The organism is Acidovorax sp. LjRoot74 (assembly GCF_964254355.1).
Lineage (GTDB): Bacteria > Pseudomonadota > Gammaproteobacteria > Burkholderiales > Burkholderiaceae_C > Acidovorax.
In genome coordinates, this window is record NZ_CAXUTI020000001.1 from 1,911,076 (window position 1) to 1,932,468 (window position 21,393).

The following is a 21,393-nucleotide window of genomic DNA, read 5'->3' on the forward strand; positions in this document are numbered from 1 at the left end:
GACGCCGGGCCAGCGCTCTGGCGCGGGCCTGCGGCAACAGGTTGTTGCCAGTGGCTGCGGTTGGGGCGGGTGCGGGTCGAGGCTACACCGCCACGGGGGCCTTGATGGCGGGGTGGCACTGGTAGTCCACCACTTCAAAGTCTTCGAACTGGTAGTCGAAGATGCTGTCTGGCTTGCGCTTGATGTTCAGCACAGGGTAGGGATAGGGCGTGCGCGCCAGCTGCGTCTGCACCTGTTCGTGGTGGTTGCTGTAAATATGACAATCGCCGCCGGTCCAGATGAAGTCGCCCACATCCAAGTCGCACTGCTGCGCCACCATGTGGGTCAGCAGCGCGTAGCTGGCGATGTTGAAGGGCACACCCAGGAAGATGTCGGCGCTGCGCTGGTACAGCTGGCAGCTCAGCGTGCCGCGTCCGCCAGGCTCTTGCGCTGGGGCCACGTAGAACTGAAAAAACGCGTGGCAGGGCATCAGCGCCATCTTGTGCAGCTCGGCCACGTTCCAGGCGCTCACGATGATGCGGCGCGAGTCGGGGTTGGTCTTGAGGGTTTGGATGACGTCGCTGATCTGGTCGATGTGCCCGCCATCCGGCGTGGGCCAGCTGCGCCACTGCACGCCATACACGGGGCCCAGGTCGCCGTCCTCGCGCGCCCATTCGTCCCAGATGGTCACACCGCGCTCTTTCAGCCAGTTGTTGTTGCTGGAGCCAGTCAGGAACCACAGCAGCTCCTGGATGATGGATTTGAGGTGCACCTTCTTGGTCGTGACCAGCGGAAAACCTTCCTTCAGGTCAAACCGCATCTGGTGGCCGAACACGCTCTTGGTGCCGGTGCCGGTGCGGTCTGACTTGTCCACGCCGTGGGTGAACACATGGCGCATGAAGTCTTCGTACTGGGAGCGCACGGGGCGGGCGGGCAGGGCAGAGGCTGCCGGGGCGGCAGAAGGCTGGGTCATGGGATGGATCACTCAGAGTGGGGCGCCGCCATCAAGGGGTGGCCGTTGCCGACGGCGGATTTTATGCGGAGCGGGAGAATGCGGGACCTGCCTTCCCTCTCTTGCACCTGCCATGACAACTTCTGCTACTCCCTTCACCATCCGGCCTTTCGAAGCCGCCGACTGGCCCGCCGTATGGCCCATCCTGCGCACCACCTTCCAGGCGGGCGACACGTATGCCTTTGCCCCTGACAGCAGCGAGGCCGAGATCCACAAAACTTGGGTAGAGCTGCCTGCGGCTACCTTTGTCGCCGTGGGCGCAGGTGAGGAAATTTTTGGCACGTACTTCATCAAGCCCAACCAGGTGGGGCTGGGCGCCCATGTGTGCAACTGTGGCTATGTGGTGGCGCCGGCCGCGCAGGGGCAGGGCGTGGCCTCGTTGATGTGCAATCACTCCCAGCAACAGGCCGTGGCCATGGGCTTTCGGGCCATGCAATTCAACCTGGTGGTGGCCAGCAACGTGCGCGCCGTGCGGCTGTGGCAGCACCTGGGCTTTGCGGTCGTGGGCACGCTGCCCGGGGCTTTCAGGCACCACACACTGGGCTATGTCGATGCCCACGTGATGTTCAAGACGCTGGTGGCCTGAGCTTTTTCAAATGTGAAAAGGGCTCCCACACAGGAGCCCTTTCAGGGAGTCAGGGGAAAAACACTCCCCATGGCAGCAACACCCCGCCAACGCGGCGTGCCACCACCATGGGAAGGCCCGCAACTGCGTCAACCGATTACATGGCGCTGAATTCGCCCGAAGGGATCTGACCCGTGCGCAGGGCTTCAGCAGCCTGGGCACGCACCGCAGCGCGGTCGGCCGTGGACTTGTAGGTCACCACACGCGAACCTGCGGGTTCGATGGAGCGGGTCTGGGCCACAGTAGCGGCTTCAGCAGCCACTTCAGCACGGGTGCGGTTGGTGTCGAACTTCAGAGCGAACTGCGAGCCATCGGCTTCGTCAGCGTGGGCGCCGAAAGCAGAGAAAGCAGCCACAGCAGCGATGGAGATGATGCGAGCGGTCTTGTTCATGGTGAAACTCCGATGAAATTCAAAAAAGAGGGATGTACTAGGCAATACGAAACAGGAAGAGCGGTGGATTCAGCGAATCAAGCGCTGATCAATCAACCACGCTCGCCGTAAGAGATCTGGCCAGTGCGCACAGCTTCAGCAGCCTGGGCACGCACAGCAGCGCGATCAGCGGTGCTCTTGTAGGTCACGACGCGGGAACCAGCAGGCTCAATGCTGCGGGTCTGGGCCACAGTGGCGGCTTCGGCAGCCACTTCAGCGCGGGTGCGGTTCGTTTCGAACTTGGTGGCGAATTGCGAAGCATCGGCTTCGTCAGCGTGGGCGCCGAAAGAGGCGAAAGCAGCGACAGCGGCAATGGAGAGGAAACGTGCGGTGTTGTTCATGATGAAAATCCTTGAAGTTAAAAAGCGTCTCAAAAAAGCCGGGCCAAAAAACCATTCCTGAACCGGGTTCGGTGAGTCGCCTTGCGGGTTCGGCTCATCGATGGGTTGAACTGTACGCCGATGGTGTTCAGGGAAAAACCACCGGGTCGCGAACTGACTGTTCCAGTATTGGAAACAGTTGGCGCACATGGGGCGCGCACCTGTGCCGAAATTTGCGAGCGCACCGCCGGGCCATGGCAGGCATCCCAGGCACACAATGCACATACCCAGTTGATGTATCTAGGTATAAATCCTGAGATTCTGGCGAAAATTAGTATGTGTAAGGCTTTTCAAAGTATCAACTGAGCATCAGAGCATCGGTATCGTTCAGGCCATCAATGCCGCGATCCGACCGGCGTTGAATGGCAGATCCATACCAACTACGCAGGAGACGTTCCGATGCCCCGTTCCACCCGTCCACACACCCGCCTGGCCCTGGGCGTTGCCGCCCTGGCGGCATCGCTGTGCGGCGCCGCTGCGCACGCGCAGACCGAACTCGTGATTGCCACCGTGAACAACGGCCACATGATCGAGATGCAAAAGCTCAGCAAGAACTTCGAGCAGGCCAATCCCGACATCAAGCTCAAGTGGGTCACGCTCGAAGAAGGCGTGCTGCGCCAGCGCGTCACGACCGATATCGCCACCAAGGGCGGCCAGTTCGACGTGATGACCATCGGCATGTACGAAGCGCCCATCTGGGGCAAGAAGGGCTGGCTGCAGGAGTTGAAGACTGACGCCGCCTACGACGTGGACGACCTGCTGCCCGCCGTGCGCAACGGCCTGTCCATCGACGGCAAGCTGTTTGCCGCGCCGTTCTACGGCGAAAGCTCGATGCTCATGTACCGCAAGGACCTGGCCGACAAGGCCGGCGTGCAGGTGCCCGAGCGCCCCACCTGGCCGCAGATCAAGGACCTGGCCGCCAAGATCCACGACCCCAAGAACGGCGTGTACGGCATCTGCCTGCGCGGCAAGCCGGGCTGGGGCGACAACATGGCCTTCCTGTCCACGCTGGTCAACACCTTCGGCGGCCAGTGGTTCGACATGCAGTGGAAGCCGCAGCTCGAATCCAAGCCCTGGAAGGACGCGATCACCTTCTACGTGGACCTGCTCAAGAACTACGGCCCTCCCGGTTCGTCGGCCAACAGCTTCAACGAGATCCTGGCGCTGACCAACTCCGGCAAGTGCGGCATGTGGATCGATGCGACCATCGCCGCATCGTTCGTGAGCGATCCCAAGCAGTCCAAGGTCGCCGACCAGATGGCCTTTGCCCAGGCACCCACCATGAACACCCCCAAGGGCGCCAACTGGCTGTGGTCCTGGAACCTGGCCATCCCCGCCGGCTCGAAGAAGGTGGATGCCGCGCAGAAGTTCATCACCTGGTCCACCAGCAAGGAGTACGTGCAGCTCGTGGCCAAGACCAACGGCTGGGCCAACGTGCCCACCGGCACGCGCAAGAGCACTTACGCATCGCCCGAGTTCCAGAAGGCCGCGCGCTTTGCCGCCGCCGAGAAGGTCGCCATCGACTCGGCCAACCCGACCGATTCGACCCTGCCCAAGAGCCCGTACGTGGGCGTGCAGTTCGCGGCCATCCCTGAGTTCCAGGCCATCGGCATCGCCGTGGGGCAGCAGATGAGCGCTGCGCTGGCGGGCAAGACGACGGTGGATGCGGCGCTGAAGGCATCGCAGGTGTCGGCCGACCGCGAAATGAAGAAGGCCGGCTACTACAAGTAATAGGCATTCATTCGGCTACTGCGCGGGCCGATCCGGGGCCGGTGTTCCTCGCCGTACAGACGTACGGCTGCGGTACAGCGACCCCGCCTCAGCCCGCTCGCTACGCCGACTGAACGCCTATTGCGCCGCTGGTTTTAACTTCCTCTGGCACAGCCGGATTCCCCGAGACTCTCCATGAACCGCCGCCTGCTCCCCCGCTTGCTGCTCACGCCAGCCATGGCCACGCTCTTCCTGTGGATGATCGTGCCGCTGGTGATGACGATCTATTTCTCGCTCATCCGCTACAACCTGATGCAGCCCGACCAGTCGGGTTTTGCGGGTCTGGAGAATTTCGAATTCTTCGTCACCGACCCATCGTTCGGTACGGCGGTGGTCAACACCATCTTGCTGCTCGGCAGTGTGATCCTCATCACCGTGGTGCTGGGCGTGGCGATAGCGCTGCTCATCAACGAGCCGTTTCCGGGCCGGGGCATCGTGCGGGTGCTGCTGATCTCGCCGTTCTTCGTCATGCCCACGGTGAATGCACTGATGTGGAAGAACATGATGATGAACCCCATCTACGGCGTGCTCGCGCAGGTGTGGATGTTCTTCGGCGCGGCGCCGGTGGACTGGCTCACCGACCACCCGCTGTTCTCGGTCATCGTCATGGTGTCGTGGCAGTGGCTGCCCTTCGCCACGCTGATCTTCATGACCGCGCTGCAGAGCATGAACCACGAGCAGCTGGAAGCGTCGCGCATGGACGGCGCCAACTACCTGCAGCAGCTGCGCTACCTGTACGTGCCCCACCTGGGCCGCTCGGTGGCCGTGGTGGTCATGATCGAACTCATCTTCCTGCTCAGCATCTTTGCCGAGATCTACACGACCACCGCCGGTGGCCCCGGCGATGCGAGCACCAACGTCACCTTCCTGATCTTCAAGCAGGCGCTGCTCAACTTCGACGCAGGCGTGGCCTCGGCCGGAGCGCTGTTCGCGGTGGTGCTGGCCAACATCGCGGCCGTGTTCCTGATCCGCATGGTCGGCAAGAACCTCGACAAGTAAGACCCAGGGGCAACGATCATGACAACCACAACTCGACGCCGATCCAACTTTCCGCTCGGTCTGCTCGCGCTGCGCACCGCAGCCGCCTGGGGCGTGGCCCTGCTGCTGTTCTTCCCGCTGGGGTGGCTGTTCCTCACGGCCTTCAAGACCGAGCTGCAGGCCATTGCCGTGCCGCCGCTGTTCGTCTTCACGCCCACGCTGGAGAATTTCCATGAGGTGCAGGAGCGCAGCGACTACCTGCTGTACGCCAAGAACTCGGTCATCACCAGCGTGCTGTCCACCGTGCTGGGCCTGATGCTGGCCGCCCCTGCGGCCTACGCCATGGCCTTCTTCAAGGGCAAGTACACCAAGGACATCCTCATGTGGATGCTCTCGACCAAGATGATGCCCGCCGTGGGCGCGCTGGTGCCCATTTACGTGCTGGCGCAAAAGAGCCACCTGCTCGACACGCAGCTCGCGCTGATCATCGTGTTCGCGCTGTCCAACCTGCCCATCATGGTCTGGATGCTGTATTCGCACTTCAAGGACATCCCGCACGAGATCCTGGAGGCTGCGCGCATGGACGGCGCCACGCTGTGGCAGGAGGTGCGCCTGGTGCTGCTGCCCCTGGGCATGGGGGGCCTCGCATCCACCGGGCTCCTGTGCCTGGTGCTTTCGTGGAACGAGGCCTTCTGGAGCCTGAACCTGAGCGCCGCCAAGGCCGGCACGCTGGCCACGCTGATCGCCTCGTACTCCAGCCCTGAAGGTTTGTTCTGGGCCAAGTTGTCGGCAGCCTCGCTGATGGCGATTGCGCCCATCGTGGTGTTCGGCTGGTTTAGCCAGAAGCAGCTCGTTCAAGGTCTCACGTTCGGCGCGGTCAAGTAAAGCGCAGCGCTCATCTCCCAGTTTTCAAGATTTCAGGAACCCGATTCCATGGCCTACCTTCAACTGCGCGGCATCGAAAAATTCTTCGGCGAGCACCGCGCCATCAAGGGCATCGACCTCACCATCCAGCAGGGCGAGTTCATCGTCTTCGTCGGCCCCTCGGGCTGCGGCAAATCCACGCTGCTGCGGCTGATCGCGGGGCTCGAAGGCATCGACGGCGGCTCGCTCATGCTCGACGGCCGCGACATCACCGACCAGCCGTCGAGCAAGCGCGACCTGGCCATGGTGTTCCAGAGCTACGCGCTGTACCCACACATGAGCGTGTACGAGAACATGAGCTTCGCACTCAAGCTCGCCAAGGTGGACAAAGAGGTGATCGATGAGAAGGTGCAGAACGCCGCGCGCATCCTCAACCTCACGCAGTACCTGCAGCGCACGCCCAAGGAGCTGTCGGGCGGGCAGCGCCAGCGCGTGGCCATCGGCCGCGCCATCGTGCGTGCACCCAAGGTGTTCCTGTTCGACGAGCCGCTGTCCAACCTCGACGCGGCGCTGCGCGGCCAGACGCGGGTGGAGATCGCCAAGCTGCACCGCGACCTGGGCGCCACCACCATCTACGTGACGCACGACCAGGTGGAGGCCATGACCCTGGCCGACCGCGTGGTGGTGCTGCGCGACGGCATCATCGAGCAGGTGGGCACGCCCCTGGAGCTGTACGACCAGCCCGCCAACCAGTTCGTGGCCCAGTTCATCGGCACGCCGCAGATGAACGTGGTGCCCCTGCAGAAGCTGCCGCAACCCGTGCAGCAGCAAGCCCCGGCGGGCGCGGCGGGCGGGGCCATCGGCCTGCGGCCCGAGAACATCGCTGTGCGCGGTACGGGCGCGACACCGGTCACGGGCCAGGTGGACTTGATCGAGGCGCTGGGCGCCGAAACGCTGATCTACGTGACCACGTCCGGCGGCGCGCAGTTCGTCTCGCGCCAGAACGACCGCACGGGGCTGCGCGCGGGCGACGCGGTGAGCCTGGACATCGATGCCTCCGAGGCCCACTGGTTCGATACCGCCGGCCGCGTCGTGGCGGGCCACGCAGCATGAGCGCGGCACAAGATCTGCAAGGGCATGTGGCGGCCGTCACCGGCGCAGCTTCGGGCATCGGGTTCGCCAGCGCCAAGGCCATGGCCGATGCGGGCGCGCGCGTGGTGCTGATCGACCGCGACGAGGCCGCGCTGGGCAAAGCCTGCGCAGCCATCGGCGCGAACGCCTCGCCGCTGGTGCTGGATCTGCTCGATGCCAGGCAGTGCGCCAGCTTGCTGCAGCGTACGCTGGCGCTCGCTGGGCAGCTCGACATCTTCCACGCCAATGCGGGGCTGTACGTGGGCGGAGACCTGGTGGATGCCGACCCCGACGCCATCGACCGCATGCTCAACCTGAACGTCAACGTGGTGATGAAGAACGTGCACAGCGTGCTGCCCCACATGATCGAGCGCGGCCGGGGCGACATCATCGTCACCAGCTCGCTGGCCGCGCACTTCCCCACGCCGTGGGAACCGGTCTACGCCTCGTCCAAGTGGGCGGTCAACTGCTTCGTGCAGACCGTGCGCCGCCAGGTGTTCAAGCACGGCATCCGCGTGGGCTCCATCTCGCCCGGGCCCGTCATCACCTCGCTGCTGGCCGACTGGCCTGCGGAAAAGCTCGCCGAGGCCAAGGCCAGCGGCAGCCTCATCGAGGCGTCCGAAGTGGCCGACGTGGTGCTCTTCATGCTCACCCGCCCACGCGGCATGACCATCCGCGACGTCGTGATGATGCCGACGAATTTCGACCTCTAGAACCCTGTTGTCTTCACGCACCATGAATTTCATCCTGCACCTGGGCCTGGGCTCGTTTCATCGCGCGCACCAGGCCGTCTATGTCCACGCAATGCGCCAACAGGGCACCACCGATGACCGCGACTGGGCCATCGCGGGCGGCAACCTGCGCCCCGACATGGCCGAGACCATCGCCGCACTGCAAGCGCAGGGTGGGCGCTACACGCTGGAGACGGTCACGCCCCAGGGCGAGCGCAGCTACACCGTCATCGAGTCCATTCAGCGCGTGATTCCCTATCAGGATGACCTGGCCCCGCTCATCGCCATGGGTTCAGATCCGGCCACGCGCATCATCTCGTTCACGGTCACTGAAGCGGGCTACTACCTGGACGCGCGCAACGAGCTCGACTGGGCCACCTTCGCCGACCTGCGCGCCGACCTTGCAGCCGTGAAGGCCGGCCAGGCGGGCCACACCATCTACGGCGGCCTGGTGAGCATCCTGCGCGCACGCATGCGCTCGGGCGCAGGCCCCGTCACGCTGATGAACTGCGACAACCTGCGCCATAACGGCGAGCGGTCGCGTGGCGGCCTGCTGCAGTTCATCGACGCCCTGGGCGACCAGGAGTTGAGGGCCTGGGTGGTGGAGCACACCCGCAGCCCCAATGCCATGGTGGACCGCATCACCCCGCGCCCCACACCCGATGTAGCCGAGCGCGTGCGCGCCGCCACCGGCTGGGACGACAAGGCAGCGCTCATGGGCGAGAGCTTCATCCAGTGGGTCATCGAAGACGACTTCATCGCCGGCCGCCCCGCGTGGGAGACGGTGGGCGTGGAGATGGTGCAATCGGTGCAGGCGCACGAAGAGGCCAAGATCCGCCTGCTCAACGCCACTCACAGCTGCATTGCCTGGGCGGGCACGCTGGCGGGCTACCAGTACATCCACGAAGGCACGCACGATGCGGCCATCCGCCAGATGGCCTACGACTACGTGACCGACGATGCGATCCCCGTGCTGCTGCCGTGCCCCATCGATCTGGAACGTTACCGCGACGTGGTGCTGGACCGCTTCGGCAACCCCGCCATCGCAGACACCAACCAGCGTGTGGCCATGGACGCGTTCTCCAAGATCCCCGGCATGATCGCACCCACCATCCGTGACAAGCTGGCGCGCAATGCATCGTTTGACAGCGTGGCCATGCTGCCTGCGCTGTTCCTGGCCTACCTGCAACGCTGGCACGCAGGGCAGATTCCCTACACCTACCAGGACCAGGCCATGGACCCGGCCATGGCCCATGCCATCTGCGACGCGCCTGACCCGGTGGCGGCCTATGCGGCAGACACGACCCTGTGGGGCGAAATGGCAAGCCACCCCCAGCTGGTGAACGCCCTGCGCAAAGCCTACGCCCGCGTGGTGGCCTTTGTGGCGCAGCGGACGAGCGCCTGATGCTGGTGTAACTTCGACCCACGCACAGCCATGACCGTGAAAACGCCCACCGCCCCGCGCCAGACCAAGCCTGAGCTGGAGCACGACTATGTGCGCTCGCCCGAGCTGGGCTACGAGTCGCCGGACACGGCGGGCTTCATCCGCTGCCTCTCGCATGGCTTTCCCACGCCGCTGGCGCGCTGGCATTACCACGACGAGTACGAGTTGCATCTCATCACGGCCACCTCGGGCAAGGTGTTCGTGGGCGACTGGATCGGGCAGTTCCAGCCCGGCCACCTGGTGCTGACCGGCCCGCGCCTGCCGCACAACTGGATCAGCATGGACCTGCCCGAAGGCGGCGTGCCGCTGCGCGACCTGGTGATCCAGTTCTCGCACGCGCCGCTGGTGGCCAGCAGCGAGAGCATCCCCGAGCTGCGCGAGGTGCTGCCCCTGCTGGAGCGCGCGCGCCACGGCATCGAGTTCTTCGGCATGGAATCGCAGGCGCAGGAGCACTGGCACCGCATCAAGGCGCGCCAGGGCCTGGCCCGGTTCGGCGCGTTCTGCGAATTCCTGAGCGACCTGGCGGGCTGCACCGACTTTCGCCTGCTATCGAGCACGCAGCTGCAAAGCGAGGACAACGATGCGCAACTGGACCAGATCAACGCCATCGTGAGCCGCATCACCGACCACCTGGCCGAGCCGCTGGCCGCCGCCGACCTGGCCCAGGAGCTGGGCATGACGGAAAGCCGCTTCTCGCGCTTCTTCCGGCGCGCCACCGGCAATACCTTCACCGACTTCGTGAACCTGGTGCGCGTGAACCGTGCCTGCCAGCTGCTCATGGAGTCCGACCGCTACATCACCCACATCGCGTACGACGTGGGTTTCAACAACATGGCCAACTTCAACCGCCGCTTTCTGGACATCAAGGGCATGACGCCCAGCGAGTTCCGCAAGCAGGGTGCGGGGAGGTTTGGCAAGGTGTGAGGCCCCGCAGCGCCTTGTGTGGTGGTGAGGGCCAGTGAGTGTGCGGGCGGCCCCGCCCCACATCCCATCACCGGCTCAACGCTGCAAGCCGCCCATCACCTAACCACCTTTCGGGCTGGGCCTGTCGAAGCCAGGGCCAGCCATCGACCCTTCATTCACCATGTACCTCGGAATCGATTTGGGCACCTCGGGTGTCAAGCTCCTGCTGATGGACGACGCGCACGCCGTGGTCGCCACGGCCGATGCTGCCGTGCCCCAGCACCGCCCCCAGCCCACGTGGAGTGAACAGCACCCGGCTGACTGGTGGGCGGCCGTGGAAGCCGCCGTGGCGCAAATGCGCGCACAGGTGCCCGCTGCGTGGGCGCAGGTGCGGGGCATCGGCCTCTCGGGCCACATGCATGGCGCCGTGGTGTTGGGCGCGCAGGGCCAGGTGCTGCGCCCGGCCATCTTGTGGAACGACGGCCGCGCCAGCGCCGAATGTGCGCAGTTGGAGGCCGCAGTGCCCACCTCACGCAAGATCACCGGCAACCTCGCCATGCCCGGCTTTACCGCGCCCAAGCTGCTGTGGCTGCGCACGCAAGAGCCTGCCGTGTTTGCGCAGATCCGCACCGTGCTGCTGCCCAAGGACTGGCTGCGCCTGCAGCTCACCGGTGATGCGGTGAGCGACATGTCCGACGCATCGGGCACCCTGTGGCTGGACGTGCAGGCCCGCGCCTGGAGCCCGGCCATGCTGCAGGCCTGCGGGCTCGATACATCGCACATGCCCGCGCTGGCCGAGGGCAGTGCGCCCACGGGCACGCTGCGTAGCGATGTGGCCCGGCGCTGGGGGCTCCGTGGCAGCGTCGTTGTGGCTGCAGGCGCGGGCGACAACGCCGCCAGCGCCGTGGGCGTGGGCGCCCGCACTGCGGGCCAGGGTTTTGTGTCGCTGGGCACCTCGGGCGTGGTCTTTCGTGTGACGGATGCCTTTGCGCCCGCCACCGAACGTGCCGTGCATGCCTTCGCCCACGCGCTGCCGCAGCGCTGGCACCACATGTCGGTCATGCTCAGCGCGGCCAGTGCCTTCGGCTGGGTCACGCGGCTCACAGGGCGCGGCGACGAGGCGCAACTGTCGGACGCAGTGGGCACCCTCAGCACCACCCGCCAGGCGCAGGCCCCGCTGTTTTTGCCCTACCTGAGTGGCGAGCGCACCCCGCACAACAACGCGGCTGCCACCGGCGTCTTCATGGGCCTGCGCGCTGAGCACGAAGCGGCCGACCTGGCCTATGCCGTGATGGAAGGCGTGGGCTTTGGCCTGCTGGATGGCCTCAACGCGATGCGCGCTGCAGGGGCTGGGCAGGGAGCTGCTGCCAGTGGGAGTGAAGCGGCCCTCGCCCTCGTCGGCGGCGGTGCCCGCAGCAACCCCTGGGCGCAGCTGCTGGCCAGTGCGCTGTGCACAGCACTGCAACGCCCGCAGGGCGCACACGCCGCAGCGGCTCTGGGCGCCGCGCGGCTGGCCGCCATGGCCTGCGGTGGCGACGAAGCCCGCTGGTGCCAACCCCTGCCCGCTGACACCACCTTCCTGCCGCAGCCTGCGCAACAAGCCCTGCTGGCCGAACGCTATGCCCGCTTTGTGGCGCTGTACCCCGCGCTGCAATCGCAGTTCTGACGTGCTGCCTTCTAAATCCCAAGCCACCATGACTTCTGCACCCGACACCTCTACCGCTACGACGCCCGTCCAAGCCGCCATCGCCGGGGAGGCCCTCATCGACCTCATCCGCCGCCCCGATGGCAGCTACCTGCCGTGCCTGGGCGGCGCGCTCTACAACCTGTGTCGTGCGCTGGCCCGGCAGGGTGTGGGCACGCAGTACCTCAACCCCTTGTCGCGAGACCGCTTTGGCTGCGAGCTGGCGGCGCAGTTGGTGGCCGACGGCGTGGTGCTGGCCCGGCCTGAGCCTGTGCAGCAAGTCACGTCCCTGGCCGTGGTCAACCTCGATGCGCAAGGCCACCCCGATTACGCCTTCTACCGCGAAGGCGTCGCAGACCGTGCCGTGACTGCAGAGGGCTTGCAGAACAGCTGCGCCGCCTTGCCCGCGCTGCAGCTGGTCTGCACTGGCGCACTGGCACTCGACGCGCGTGACACCGCCATCTACCTGCCTTGGCTGGCCGCCCAGCGCGCCGCTGGCCGCTGCGTGGTGGTCGATGCCAACCTGCGCCCCTCCGTCATGCCCGACCTGGTGGTCTACCGCACCACGGTGTACGCCGCGCTGGCCCACGCCCACATCATCAAGGCGAGCGACGAAGACCTGGAGCACTTGGCCGTGCCGGGTGCCGATGCGTTGGCCCGCGCGAAGCATTTGCTGGCCGCTAACCCGCAGGCCCACCTGATGGCGCTGACGCTGGGCGCGGAAGGCGCCTGGCTGCTGCATCGCAATGGCGCGCAGTGTTTTGCCAAAGAGACCCAGCCGCTGCAGGTGGTGGACACCGTGGGCGCGGGCGACAGCTTTCTGGCCGGGTTGCTGGCGCATCTGCTGCGGCAGTCAGAGGCCGCCGGGGTTGCCCGTTTTGTGCAGTGCGTTGATGGGCTGACGGCTGATGCCTGCCAGCAGGCGCTGCGCCATGCGCTGGCCAGCGCCAGCCTGTGTGTGATGGAGCAGGGCTGCGTGCCGCCGGGCTGGGAGGCCGCCCTCGCGTGGAGCGAGCAGCACCCCGCAGCCCAAGACCCGCGTTGACGTCGGGGCAAGGGCATCGCCCTCGTCAAGGCTGGCCGTCTATCATTTCCCGTCGCAGATTCGCGGAGGATGCCGATGACGGAGTTTCTGGTTGCGATGCTGTGGTCAGTCGTCGAAGTGCTGATCGTCTTCACCGGTGCGCAGGTGGTCCGGGTGGTCAGCCTGGGCCGCTGGCGCTCTGAGCGCAGGGGCAGCAACGAAGCGCGCACCTTGAGTGCCGCTGGTGCACTGTCGTTCCGGCATGAAGGGCAACGTGTGGTGACGACCAACGGCCTGATATTTGTGGGACTGTTGTTCTATGCGCTGCTTGCTGTGTTGGCGGTCGCGCTTTCCAGGCTGGTTTCGGTGTGATTGCGGATAGCGCAGTGCCTCAGGGCACAGAGATCGTTCCCGTCGGCCCTGGTACCGCAGAAACCGCCTGTGCCGTCGTCCGCCAGTCCATCACCCACTGCTGCGTGCTCGACCATGCCAATGACGCCACCATCCTGACAGCTTGGCTGGCCAACAAGACACCCGAGAACCTGGCCGCGTGGATCGCCGCGCCGGGTGCAGTGGCGTGGGGCGCATACCGGGGCGAAACGATGGTGGGCTTTGCGCTGCGGGCGCAGGCCGTGCTGGCGCTGTGCTACGTGGTGCCGGATGCCTTGCACCAGGGGGTGGGGCGGGCCCTGCTGCAGCACGTCGAGGCCCATGCCCGCGAGGTGGGGCTTGCAGCTGTGGGGTTGGAGAGCACGCGTACTGCCGAGGCCTTTTACCGTCGCAATGGTTATGCGCCGCATGGAGCGGCGCAAACGTGGGCAGGGTTGCAGGCACAGCCGATGCGCAAGGTGTTGTGACGTCACCTCTGCTGCTGCGTTGCCTATCGAGCCGTAGGCGAGCGCGTGAGATTTTTAGTTGAAATGGCTTCTGGCGCCTGATCTGTATGCGCTTGCAGCTCTCACTTTTATAGCGATAGGTGCTTTCACCCCCGCCGTACCTCACACATCGGTACGCACCCGCTGTCCCCGGTTGTCGTTCATTTCCAGAATCCACCACTGGGCTCCGTTGTTCTTGTCGATGAAGCGCATGTGGGAGGCGAAGTTGGCCAGCGTTTCGCTGCTGAGGTGGAGCATGCCCTCCACATACGCCACCAGGTCGTTGGCACCGTGGGTGAACTCGTAGCCATCGTGATCGAACTCGAACACTTGTCCGGCACATTCGCCCTCGGTGGCCATCAGGATGTAGTTGCCCGAGTGGGGTGTTTCGCCGATCACCAGGCAGTGATCGATCCAGTCGGGCAGGATGTCCTCACGTTCTTCGTCGCCCAGGTGTTCGATCCAGCCGCTGAAGGCCTCGTGCAGCTCGGCCCATTCGGCGGGCGGGGCGATGTAGCGGGCCGCATCGCCGCTGAGTGCGTCGTGGTACAGCAAGACACCGCCCAACGTGGCGTAGAACGCGGGTAGGCGGCCTACATCGGGCAGCGGCGCATCCAGCACTGCGGGCGGCTGGATGTGGTGCTGGAAGTTCACCGTTTTGGTTTCCTGCGGCTTGTTGATGCGCTCGCAGGAGAACGTGCCGGTGTGTTCGGCAATGGCGCGGTGCAGGTCGGGCAGTGTCATGGGTGGTCCTGTCGTGGACTGCGGCTTGTGCGCAGCGCTCAGAGTTCTTGTGCGTAAACGATGAAGCCGTGGTGCTTGGCCAGCTTGTCATACAGCTGGCGCCCGGCGGCATTGGTCTCGTGGGTTTGCCAGTACACGCGCGTAGATTGGGCGGCGCGCGCTGCGCCATACACCGCATCGATAAGTGCGCGTCCCACACCCCGGCCGCGTGCGGCCTCGCGGGTGAAAAGGTCGCTCAGGTAGCACACGGGTTCGATGCGCGTCATGCTGCGGTGAAACACGTAGTGCGTGAGTCCCAGCAGCTCGCCGCTGGCATCGTCCTGTGCCACCAGGCAGAACATGGGCTCGGCCGCATCGTGAAAGCGCTGCCAGGTGGTTTGCGTGATGTGCTCCGGCAGGGCGGTAGCGCCAAAGCGGCCGTAGAACGCGTTGTAGCCGTCCCAGAGCGGGCGCCAGGCAGTGTAGTCTTCGGGTTGAACCGGGCGCACGGTGATGGCAGCGGTCATGGGGCAGCTTTCTGTGGGTTTAGAGCGGCTAACAAAACTCTTCTGGCGTCGTTGCTGTGTCTTGTCGTACTGCTCGTACTGCCTGCGACACAGCGCCTAGCCAGAACCGCTTCGCTGAGTGTTTTTAGCCGCTCTTATTGCAGTACGCGCTTCGGGTTCATGATGCCCTGCGGGTCCAGCGCCTGCTTGATGGCGCGCATCATGCCGAGTGCCACGGGCGACTGGTACTTGGCGAGCTTGTCGGCCTTGAGCTCGCCGATGCCGTGCTCGGCCGAGAAAGACCCGCCGAACTCGGCCACGGCCTCGTACACGAGGTGGTTCACATGCTCCTCATGCTCGCGCAGGAAGGCCTTGGGGTCGCCCTCTGCCGGTGCCTGCACGTTGTAGTGCAGGTTGCCGTCGCCCAGGTGCCCGAAGTTGACCAGGCGCACGCCGGGGATCTCACGCTGCAGCATCGCGTCGGTGTGGGCCACAAAGGCGGGGATGCGCGAGATCTGCACCGAGATGTCGTGCTTGATGTTCAGGCCTTCTTCGGCTTGGGCCAGCGGAATGCTCTCGCGGATGTGCCACAGCTGGTGGGCCTGCGTGAGGTTCTCGGCCACCACGGCGTCGGTCACGCAGCCCATTTCAAACGCGGTTTCCAGCAGCGATTCAAACCGTGCGCGGGCGTGCTCTTCGGATTCGCTGTCGGAGTTTTCGAGCAGCACGCACCAAGGTGCGTTATCGTCGCCGAGGAAAGGTACGCGCAGCTGGGGCATGTGTTTGCCCACCAGGCTCAGCGCAAACTGGCCCATCACTTCAAAGCCCGTGAGGCCCGCGCCCAACTGCTTGTGCGTCAGGCCCAGCAAGGCCACTGCGTGTTCCATCGACGGCACTGCCGCCCACGCGGTAAGGATGGCGGCGGGCTGGGGGTAGAGCTTCATCGTCGCGGCGGTGATGATGCCCAGCGTGCCTTCGCTGCCGATGAACAGGTCGCGCAGGTCGTAGCCGGTGTTGTCCTTGCGCAGGCCCTTGAGGCCGTCCCACACCTCGCCCTGGGGCGTGACCACTTCCAGGCCCAGGCACAGGTCGCGTGCGTTGCCGTAGCGCACCACCTGCGTGCCGCCTGCGTTGGTGCCCAGGTTGCCGCCAATGGTGCAGCTGCCCTCGGCCGCGAGGCTCAGAGGGAAGAGCACGCCTGCGTTCTGCGCCACGTCCTGCAGGTTCTGCAGGATGCAGCCCGCTTCCACGGTCATGGTCAGGTTGTCGGTGTCCACGCTGCGCACCGTGTTCATGCGCGTGAGGCTCAGCACGATCTGCGTGCGGCTGTCGTCGGGCGTCGAGCCCACAGCCAGGCCGGTGTTGCCGCCCTGCGGAACGATGGCGGTGCCCGCTGCCGCGCAGGCTTTGACCACAGCGGCCACCTCTTGCGTATTGGCAGGGCGTACCACGGCCAGGGCCTTGCCGCGCACGCGGCGGCGCCAGTCCTGTTCCCAGGCGGTCAGGTCGCCATCAGCGAGCACATGGGTGGGGCCAACGATGGCGCGCAGGGTGTCAAGCAAAGTGGTCATGGGCAAACGGGTGTGCAGTGCGTTGAAAAGTGCAGGGCGATGGATGTGCGGGGCTTGTCAGGGAGCGGGGGCTGCCGCGCTGGCCTCGGCAGCGGCTGCGGCCGCCTTGGCATTGCGCTGGCGCAGCCGCACATGCAGCGTGCAGGCGGTGAACAGCACCAGGCACAGGGCCACTTCTGCCCAGGCCAGCCACTGTGACGGGGGCTTGTCGCTCCAGCCGCGCACCACGCCTTCGGTGAAATACAGCCAGATCACCAGGCTGACCCAGCGGTAGGTGTACATGCGGTTCTTGAGGATGCCCGCCAGCGGGATGCACAGTGGCAGGGCCTTGATGGCCAGCCAGGTGCCACCGGGGCGCAAGGGCGCCAGCACCAGCTCCCAGGCCAGGCAAAGAACAATCAGGGCCAGCAGGCTGCCGGTGGCCAGCCAGCGGGTGGCGGCGACGCCGCTGTCAGGCGGCGCGAGGGGGATGGCGGGGGATGCAGTCATTGGGGTGGCATCATATCGGCCATGTCCTTTCTAGAGCGTGCTATGCACTTTTACGTACCCACGTTGGGCCACAAGGCCCGTGATCGCAAGGCGCAAGCCGCCGCCAAGGCTGGGGCCTTGGCAAGGGTTGCAACGCAGCGAGCGCTGGCCTTGTGGCCCAACCCTTCGGGAAAGCCGGGGAAAGGACCGGCCACGTTGTTGCAGAACGCTTGCGGTATCCATACCGCGGCGCGTCCTGTGCCTAGTTGCCGGGCCTTTCCCCGGCTTTCGTGGGCACGTAAAAGTGCATAGCACGCTCCAGACAGTCGCATCACGCACCGAAGCGTTGATCAATGAACTGTCGCACTTCCCGTGGAAGACCACGGCCCAGACGCTGCGTGAACGCTTTCGCGAGGACCACCTGGGGCTCACGGCCAGCAGCCTGACCTTCACCACCATCCTGGCGCTGGTGCCCTTTTTTACCGTGGCGCTGGCGGTGTTCACCGCGTTCCCCATCTTCGGCAAGCTGCAGGATGCGCTGCAGGGCTGGCTGGTGAGCAGCCTGGTGCCCGACAGCATCTCGCGCCAGGTGATTGGCTACCTGAATCAGTTTGCCTCCAAGGCCAGCGGCCTGGGTGTGGCGGGCTTCAGCATCCTGCTGGCCACGGCGTTGGCGCTGATCCTGACCATCGACCGCACGCTCAACGACATCTGGCGCGTGCAGCGCCTGCGCCCGTTGGGGCAGCGGGTGCTGATCTACTGGGCGGCCATCACGCTGGGCCCGTTGCTGATGGGGGCGAGCCTGGCGCTCACCTCGTATGTGATGTCGGCCTCGGGCGGGCTGGTCAAGCGCCTGCCCGATGGGGTGCAGCTGCTGTTCGATTCGATCCAGTTTGTGGTGCTGGCGGGCGGCATGGCCTCGCTGTACCACTACGTGCCCAACACGCCGGTCAAGTGGCGCCATGCCTGGACGGGCGGGCTGTTTGTGGCCGTGTGCATCGAGCTGGCCAAGAAGGTGCTGGCGCTGTACCTGGGCAAGGTGCCCACCTATTCGGTGGTGTACGGTGCGTTTGCCACGCTGCCCATCCTGCTGGTGTGGATCTATGTGGCCTGGGTCATCGTGCTGCTGGGGGCGGTGGTCACGGCTTACTTGCCCAGCCTGCTGGCGGGCGTGGCGCGGCGTGGCACCGTGGCGGGCTGGACGTTTCAGTTGGCGGTGGAGGTGTTGCAGGAGCTGCACCGCGCGCGCAGCCAGCCCATGAAGGGCCTGCGCCCCAGCCAGCTGGCGCAACTGCTGCGCGTGGACGTTCTGCAGCTCGAACCCGTGCTGGAAGCGCTGACCGCACTCGACTGGGCGGGCGAGGTGGCCGATGCGGCGGTGAGTGCCTCCGACGTGCCCGAGCCGCGCTATGTGCTGCTGGCCGACCCGGCCCACACCCCGTTGGCGCCCCTGGTGCAAAAGCTGCTGCTGGAGCGTGCACCAAGCCTCGGCCCGCTGTGGGAGCGCACGGGCCTGGAGACCCTGCATATGGCTGATGTGCTGGAAGTCACTGCGCAGGCCAGATGATCTGTTACTGTGCTTATTTGCTATTAAATATATAGCTTAAATCGCATGATGGACGCGCGGTAGCGCCCATTTTTCTTTGAATTTGTCTGTCAGAACGACACCTTGCCCGTCCAGATGTCCTTGTACATCACCCAGTCGCCCATGAAGCTGTAGAGCGGGCGCTTGAAGCTGGCGGGCTTGTTCTTCTCGAAGCCGAAGTGCCCCACCCAGGCAAAGCCATAGCCACAGAGCAGGCCATACAGCAGGTACTGCGGCTTGCCCGTGGTCACCAGCATGGCCAGGCAGACCAGGGTAAGCGTCGAGCCCACAAAGTGCAGGCGCCGGCAGGTGCGGTTGCTGTGCTCGGTGAGGTAGAAAGGGTAGAACTCCGCAAAGCTCTTGAAGCTGCGTGGGTCGGTGGGCGTGTGGGGGGCGCTGATGTCCATCGTTGTCTCCTGGTGGGCGGTCTGCTTGTGATCTATGGGTGATCCTTGAGCCATCTGTGTGTGGCTTTGCTTGCGCGCAGACTCCCCGGGGGGCTGCGCCGCTGCCAAACGATTTATACGCTCAAGCTCGGGACAATGCTGTGCCGTGATGGACAGGGGTTGCTGAGGCTTGTGCATGAACAGGTTCTGCCACCATGGCCATGATGACTTCTGCTGAATCCACCACCCACACATCTTCCCCCGCCGTGGACCGCGAGCGCGCCATCGACGCGCTGCGCGGCTTTGCGCTGCTGGGCATCCTCATGGTCAACGCGGGCAGTTTTGCATCCACCTACTTTGGTGTGGGCGTGGCAGACCCGGCCTTCTCCCGGCCTGTGGACCACGCCGTGCGCTGGCTGGTGAGCCTGGTGTTTGAAACCAAGTTCTACCTGCTGTTCTCGCTGCTGTTTGGCTACAGCTTTGCGCTGCAGATGGATTCGGCGGAGCGCTCCGGCAGTGCCTTCGTGCCGCGTTTCCTGCGCCGCCTGCTGGGGCTCTTGCTGCTGGGGCTTGCGCATGCCTGGCTGCTGTTTGCGGGCGACATCCTGGTCACCTACGCGCTGCTGGGCGTGCTGCTGTTGGCCTGGCGCGGGCTGAAGCCCGCCGCTGCCACCGTGCTGGCCCTGGCCCTGCTGGGCATGGTGGCCGGAGGCTGGGGCCTGCTGGCCTGGCTGGTGGCGCATGTGCCGCCCGTGGAGGTACCGCTGGCCGAGCTGCATGCCAAGGCCGAGCAGGCCGCACAGGCTTACCGTGCCAGCGCCCTGGACACGATCGCCCAGCGTGGGCGCGACATGGCCGAAGGCGTCTGGTTTGTGCTGGTGTTTGTGCAAGGGCCCTGTGCGCTGGCCATGTTCCTGCTGGGGCTCGCAGCGCACCGCTCGGGCTACCTGGCCCGGATGGCGCAGCAGCCTGCGCACCTGCGCCGGTGGATGCTGTGCTGCCTGCCGGTGGGCGTGGCCGGGGCCTTGTTCTACGCCACGGCGCAGGTCGGCGTCAGCAGCGTGCAGCAACCTGAATACGTGGGGCTGGCCGCACTGGCAGTGGGCCTGGCCACGGCGCCGCTGATGGCCTTTGGCTACGTGGCGCTGCTGCTGTGGTTGTTGCAGCGCAACCCCTTGGGCCAGCGCCTGGGCGCTGTGCTGGAGCCTGCCGGGCGCATGGCGCTGTCCAACTACCTGCTGCAGTCGCTGGTGGGGGCGCTGGTTTTCACGGCCTATGGCTTGGCACTGGTGGGCCGGGTGGCGCCCTGGTTGGTGGTGCTGGGTGTGTTCATGCTGTACGCGGCCCAACTGGTGTGGAGCCGCCGCTGGATGGTCACACACGCCTATGGCCCGGTGGAGTGGCTGCTGCGGGCCTTCACGCTCTGGCAATGGCCCGCTTGGCGGCGGGCTGCGCGCTGACCTGCGGTGCGGCAGGCCAGCGACAGGGTGGGCCTGGCGAGAGTCAGCGGGCCAGAAAGTCGCGCAGCGCGAACAGCGTTTCTTCCGGCGCCTCGGTCATCTGGTTGTGGCCCACGGGCAGGTGGGTTATCTGCACCTGCTTGCCAGCCGCTTGGGCAGCCTTGACGAGGCCCTGTGCCGCCTTGGGCGCCGTCATCTGGTCCTGGCTGCCCAGCGCAAACAGCACAGGGCAGGTGAGCGCCGCCATGGCCGCCTCGCCACCCGCATAGCTGTCACAGGCAACGAAACCCCGGTGAAACACGTTGACGGCCGGGTTGCTGCGCAGCACCTTGCGGCCCAGTGCCATGCCTGCGCCAAACACCCAGGTGCCCGGGCCCAGGGCCGACGGGGGCGCTGACAAGGTGCTGCGTGAGAACACATTGACCATGCGCATCGCTTTCTCCGGGTCGGTCTGCGAGGCCTCGATGAGTGCGGGCGACACCTTCATCGGAAACGCCGTGCCCACCAACACCAGGTGGCTGATGCGGTCCTTGAGCCGCGCGGTGGCTTCCATCGCAATCAGCGAACCCCAGCTGTGGCCCACCAGCGCCGCGCGCTGCACGCCCGCAGCATCCAGCAGCGCGCCGATGAAGTCCGCGCCTTGTTCCACCGTGGCGGGCGCATCGCCGCCACTGCGGCAGTGGCCGGGCAGGTCAATGGCCAGCACGTTCCAGCCGTGGTTGGCCATGTAGCGGCTTTGCAGGGCCCACACGCTGTGGTCGTTAAGCACGCCGTGGATGAACACCACGGTAGGCTTGGCGGCATCGAAGGCCTTGCCGCCGGTGTAGCAGTAGATGGCGGCGCCGTTGACTTGGATGTGCATGG

General features: G+C 65.5%; 23 protein-coding genes. 14 read left to right on the top strand and 9 right to left on the bottom strand.

The genetic code is table 11. The features are described from left to right. Positions 1–82: 82 nt before the first annotated feature. Positions 83–952, bottom strand: coding sequence for a thymidylate synthase (locus tag ACSQ3O_RS08730; protein WP_137745188.1), 870 nt, complete (start codon positions 950–952; stop codon positions 83–85). A 112-nt stretch (positions 953–1,064) separates the two neighbouring features. Here ACSQ3O_RS08730 and ACSQ3O_RS08735 point away from each other — a divergent pair, with 112 nt between their 5' ends. Beyond that, the gene (locus ACSQ3O_RS08735; protein ID WP_436138546.1) at positions 1,065–1,577 is read left to right on the top strand and encodes an N-acetyltransferase family protein; all 513 of its coding nucleotides are present in this window, start codon (positions 1,065–1,067) and stop codon (positions 1,575–1,577) included. Positions 1,578–1,713: 136 nt separating this feature from the next. On the opposite strand, the gene ACSQ3O_RS08740 is transcribed toward ACSQ3O_RS08735, so the two are convergent. Together ACSQ3O_RS08740 and ACSQ3O_RS08745 are read right to left on the bottom strand one after the other, a co-directional pair. Then, complete coding sequence (locus ACSQ3O_RS08740; protein WP_137745186.1) at positions 1,714–2,007, bottom strand: DUF4148 domain-containing protein; 294 nt, start codon at positions 2,005–2,007, stop codon at positions 1,714–1,716. A 92-nt stretch (positions 2,008–2,099) separates the two neighbouring features. Further along, complete coding sequence (locus ACSQ3O_RS08745; protein ID WP_298450385.1) at positions 2,100–2,387, bottom strand: DUF4148 domain-containing protein; 288 nt, start codon at positions 2,385–2,387, stop codon at positions 2,100–2,102. Between the two features lie 438 nt (positions 2,388–2,825). Between ACSQ3O_RS08745 and ACSQ3O_RS08750 the strand changes: the two genes are divergently transcribed. The 11 genes from ACSQ3O_RS08750 to ACSQ3O_RS08800 all read left to right on the top strand — a co-directional run bounded on the left by ACSQ3O_RS08750 (position 2,826) and on the right by ACSQ3O_RS08800 (position 13,812). Beyond that, positions 2,826–4,157 (top strand): ABC transporter substrate-binding protein, encoded by a 1,332-nt coding sequence (locus ACSQ3O_RS08750; protein ID WP_436138547.1) that lies wholly within the window; start codon positions 2,826–2,828, stop codon positions 4,155–4,157. Positions 4,158–4,331: 174 nt separating this feature from the next. Further along, positions 4,332–5,195, top strand: a complete 864-nt coding sequence (locus ACSQ3O_RS08755) for a carbohydrate ABC transporter permease (protein WP_137745771.1) — start codon at positions 4,332–4,334, stop codon at positions 5,193–5,195. A gap of 18 nt (positions 5,196–5,213) precedes the next feature. Next, entirely contained in the window at positions 5,214–6,059 is an 846-nt protein-coding gene (locus ACSQ3O_RS08760; RefSeq protein WP_137745770.1) for a carbohydrate ABC transporter permease, read from the top strand. A 48-nt stretch (positions 6,060–6,107) separates the two neighbouring features. Further along, complete coding sequence (locus ACSQ3O_RS08765) at positions 6,108–7,151, top strand: ABC transporter ATP-binding protein (protein WP_436138548.1); 1,044 nt, start codon at positions 6,108–6,110, stop codon at positions 7,149–7,151. Beyond that, a complete protein-coding gene (locus ACSQ3O_RS08770) occupies positions 7,148–7,882 on the top strand; it encodes an SDR family oxidoreductase (protein WP_436138549.1) in 735 nt (244 codons plus the stop codon). Before ACSQ3O_RS08765 ends, ACSQ3O_RS08770 begins: the two co-directional genes overlap by 4 nt. A gap of 22 nt (positions 7,883–7,904) precedes the next feature. Next, complete coding sequence (gene dalD / locus ACSQ3O_RS08775; protein WP_436138550.1) at positions 7,905–9,305, top strand: D-arabinitol 4-dehydrogenase; 1,401 nt, start codon at positions 7,905–7,907, stop codon at positions 9,303–9,305. 30 nt (positions 9,306–9,335) lie between these two features. After that, positions 9,336–10,268 (top strand): AraC family transcriptional regulator, encoded by a 933-nt coding sequence (locus tag ACSQ3O_RS08780; protein ID WP_436138551.1) that lies wholly within the window; start codon positions 9,336–9,338, stop codon positions 10,266–10,268. 160 nt (positions 10,269–10,428) lie between these two features. Then, positions 10,429–11,913 (top strand): xylulokinase, encoded by a 1,485-nt coding sequence (gene xylB, locus ACSQ3O_RS08785; protein WP_436138552.1) that lies wholly within the window; start codon positions 10,429–10,431, stop codon positions 11,911–11,913. A 28-nt stretch (positions 11,914–11,941) separates the two neighbouring features. After that, positions 11,942–12,976 (top strand): PfkB family carbohydrate kinase, encoded by a 1,035-nt coding sequence (locus ACSQ3O_RS08790; protein ID WP_436138553.1) that lies wholly within the window; start codon positions 11,942–11,944, stop codon positions 12,974–12,976. 75 nt (positions 12,977–13,051) lie between these two features. After that, entirely contained in the window at positions 13,052–13,327 is a 276-nt protein-coding gene (locus ACSQ3O_RS08795) for a hypothetical protein (RefSeq protein WP_137745763.1), read from the top strand. Positions 13,328–13,341: 14 nt separating this feature from the next. Further along, positions 13,342–13,812 carry a GNAT family N-acetyltransferase gene (locus ACSQ3O_RS08800; RefSeq protein WP_249367912.1) on the top strand — a complete coding sequence of 157 codons (471 nt, stop codon included), beginning with the start codon at positions 13,342–13,344 and terminating at the stop codon, positions 13,810–13,812. 141 nt (positions 13,813–13,953) lie between these two features. Here ACSQ3O_RS08800 and ACSQ3O_RS08805 read toward each other — a convergent pair whose 3' ends face one another. The 4 genes from ACSQ3O_RS08805 to ACSQ3O_RS08820 form a co-directional block, all read right to left on the bottom strand. Continuing rightward, entirely contained in the window at positions 13,954–14,574 is a 621-nt protein-coding gene (locus tag ACSQ3O_RS08805) for a hypothetical protein (RefSeq protein WP_436138554.1), read from the bottom strand. Between the two features lie 38 nt (positions 14,575–14,612). Further along, complete coding sequence (locus tag ACSQ3O_RS08810; RefSeq protein WP_436138555.1) at positions 14,613–15,080, bottom strand: N-acetyltransferase family protein; 468 nt, start codon at positions 15,078–15,080, stop codon at positions 14,613–14,615. A gap of 134 nt (positions 15,081–15,214) precedes the next feature. Then, positions 15,215–16,630, bottom strand: a complete 1,416-nt coding sequence (locus ACSQ3O_RS08815; protein WP_436138556.1) for an FAD-binding oxidoreductase — start codon at positions 16,628–16,630, stop codon at positions 15,215–15,217. 57 nt (positions 16,631–16,687) lie between these two features. Next, on the bottom strand, positions 16,688–17,119 hold the full coding sequence (locus ACSQ3O_RS08820) for a DUF2069 domain-containing protein (protein ID WP_436138557.1): 432 nt from the start codon (positions 17,117–17,119) through the stop codon (positions 16,688–16,690). A gap of 283 nt (positions 17,120–17,402) precedes the next feature. On the opposite strand from ACSQ3O_RS08820, the gene ACSQ3O_RS08825 reads away from it, so the two are divergent. Next, the gene (locus ACSQ3O_RS08825; protein ID WP_436138558.1) at positions 17,403–18,665 is read left to right on the top strand and encodes a YihY family inner membrane protein; all 1,263 of its coding nucleotides are present in this window, start codon (positions 17,403–17,405) and stop codon (positions 18,663–18,665) included. 89 nt (positions 18,666–18,754) lie between these two features. Here ACSQ3O_RS08825 and ACSQ3O_RS08830 read toward each other — a convergent pair whose 3' ends face one another. Then, positions 18,755–19,090 carry an Mpo1-like protein gene (locus tag ACSQ3O_RS08830; protein WP_436138559.1) on the bottom strand — a complete coding sequence of 112 codons (336 nt, stop codon included), beginning with the start codon at positions 19,088–19,090 and terminating at the stop codon, positions 18,755–18,757. 194 nt (positions 19,091–19,284) lie between these two features. On the opposite strand from ACSQ3O_RS08830, the gene ACSQ3O_RS08835 reads away from it, so the two are divergent. Next, entirely contained in the window at positions 19,285–20,529 is a 1,245-nt protein-coding gene (locus ACSQ3O_RS08835) for a DUF418 domain-containing protein (RefSeq protein WP_436138560.1), read from the top strand. Between the two features lie 43 nt (positions 20,530–20,572). On the opposite strand, the gene ACSQ3O_RS08840 is transcribed toward ACSQ3O_RS08835, so the two are convergent. Then, positions 20,573–21,391, bottom strand: a complete 819-nt coding sequence (locus ACSQ3O_RS08840; protein ID WP_436138561.1) for an alpha/beta fold hydrolase — start codon at positions 21,389–21,391, stop codon at positions 20,573–20,575. Positions 21,392–21,393: the final 2 nt, after the last annotated feature.

Coding starts and splice junctions, on each gene's coding strand:
- ACSQ3O_RS08730 (WP_137745188.1), bottom strand. CDS start 952: ATGACCCAGCCTTCTGCCGCCCCGGCAGCCTCTGCCCTGCCCGCCCGC.
- ACSQ3O_RS08735 (WP_436138546.1), top strand. CDS start 1,065: ATGACAACTTCTGCTACTCCCTTCACCATCCGGCCTTTCGAAGCCGCC.
- ACSQ3O_RS08740 (WP_137745186.1), bottom strand. CDS start 2,007: ATGAACAAGACCGCTCGCATCATCTCCATCGCTGCTGTGGCTGCTTTC.
- ACSQ3O_RS08745 (WP_298450385.1), bottom strand. CDS start 2,387: ATGAACAACACCGCACGTTTCCTCTCCATTGCCGCTGTCGCTGCTTTC.
- ACSQ3O_RS08750 (WP_436138547.1), top strand. CDS start 2,826: ATGCCCCGTTCCACCCGTCCACACACCCGCCTGGCCCTGGGCGTTGCC.
- ACSQ3O_RS08755 (WP_137745771.1), top strand. CDS start 4,332: ATGAACCGCCGCCTGCTCCCCCGCTTGCTGCTCACGCCAGCCATGGCC.
- ACSQ3O_RS08760 (WP_137745770.1), top strand. CDS start 5,214: ATGACAACCACAACTCGACGCCGATCCAACTTTCCGCTCGGTCTGCTC.
- ACSQ3O_RS08765 (WP_436138548.1), top strand. CDS start 6,108: ATGGCCTACCTTCAACTGCGCGGCATCGAAAAATTCTTCGGCGAGCAC.
- ACSQ3O_RS08770 (WP_436138549.1), top strand. CDS start 7,148: ATGAGCGCGGCACAAGATCTGCAAGGGCATGTGGCGGCCGTCACCGGC.
- dalD (WP_436138550.1), top strand. CDS start 7,905: ATGAATTTCATCCTGCACCTGGGCCTGGGCTCGTTTCATCGCGCGCAC.
- ACSQ3O_RS08780 (WP_436138551.1), top strand. CDS start 9,336: ATGACCGTGAAAACGCCCACCGCCCCGCGCCAGACCAAGCCTGAGCTG.
- xylB (WP_436138552.1), top strand. CDS start 10,429: ATGTACCTCGGAATCGATTTGGGCACCTCGGGTGTCAAGCTCCTGCTG.
- ACSQ3O_RS08790 (WP_436138553.1), top strand. CDS start 11,942: ATGACTTCTGCACCCGACACCTCTACCGCTACGACGCCCGTCCAAGCC.
- ACSQ3O_RS08795 (WP_137745763.1), top strand. CDS start 13,052: ATGACGGAGTTTCTGGTTGCGATGCTGTGGTCAGTCGTCGAAGTGCTG.
- ACSQ3O_RS08805 (WP_436138554.1), bottom strand. CDS start 14,574: ATGACACTGCCCGACCTGCACCGCGCCATTGCCGAACACACCGGCACG.
- ACSQ3O_RS08810 (WP_436138555.1), bottom strand. CDS start 15,080: ATGACCGCTGCCATCACCGTGCGCCCGGTTCAACCCGAAGACTACACT.
- ACSQ3O_RS08815 (WP_436138556.1), bottom strand. CDS start 16,630: ATGACCACTTTGCTTGACACCCTGCGCGCCATCGTTGGCCCCACCCAT.
- ACSQ3O_RS08820 (WP_436138557.1), bottom strand. CDS start 17,119: ATGACTGCATCCCCCGCCATCCCCCTCGCGCCGCCTGACAGCGGCGTC.
- ACSQ3O_RS08830 (WP_436138559.1), bottom strand. CDS start 19,090: ATGGACATCAGCGCCCCCCACACGCCCACCGACCCACGCAGCTTCAAG.
- ACSQ3O_RS08835 (WP_436138560.1), top strand. CDS start 19,285: ATGGCCATGATGACTTCTGCTGAATCCACCACCCACACATCTTCCCCC.
- ACSQ3O_RS08840 (WP_436138561.1), bottom strand. CDS start 21,391: ATGCACATCCAAGTCAACGGCGCCGCCATCTACTGCTACACCGGCGGC.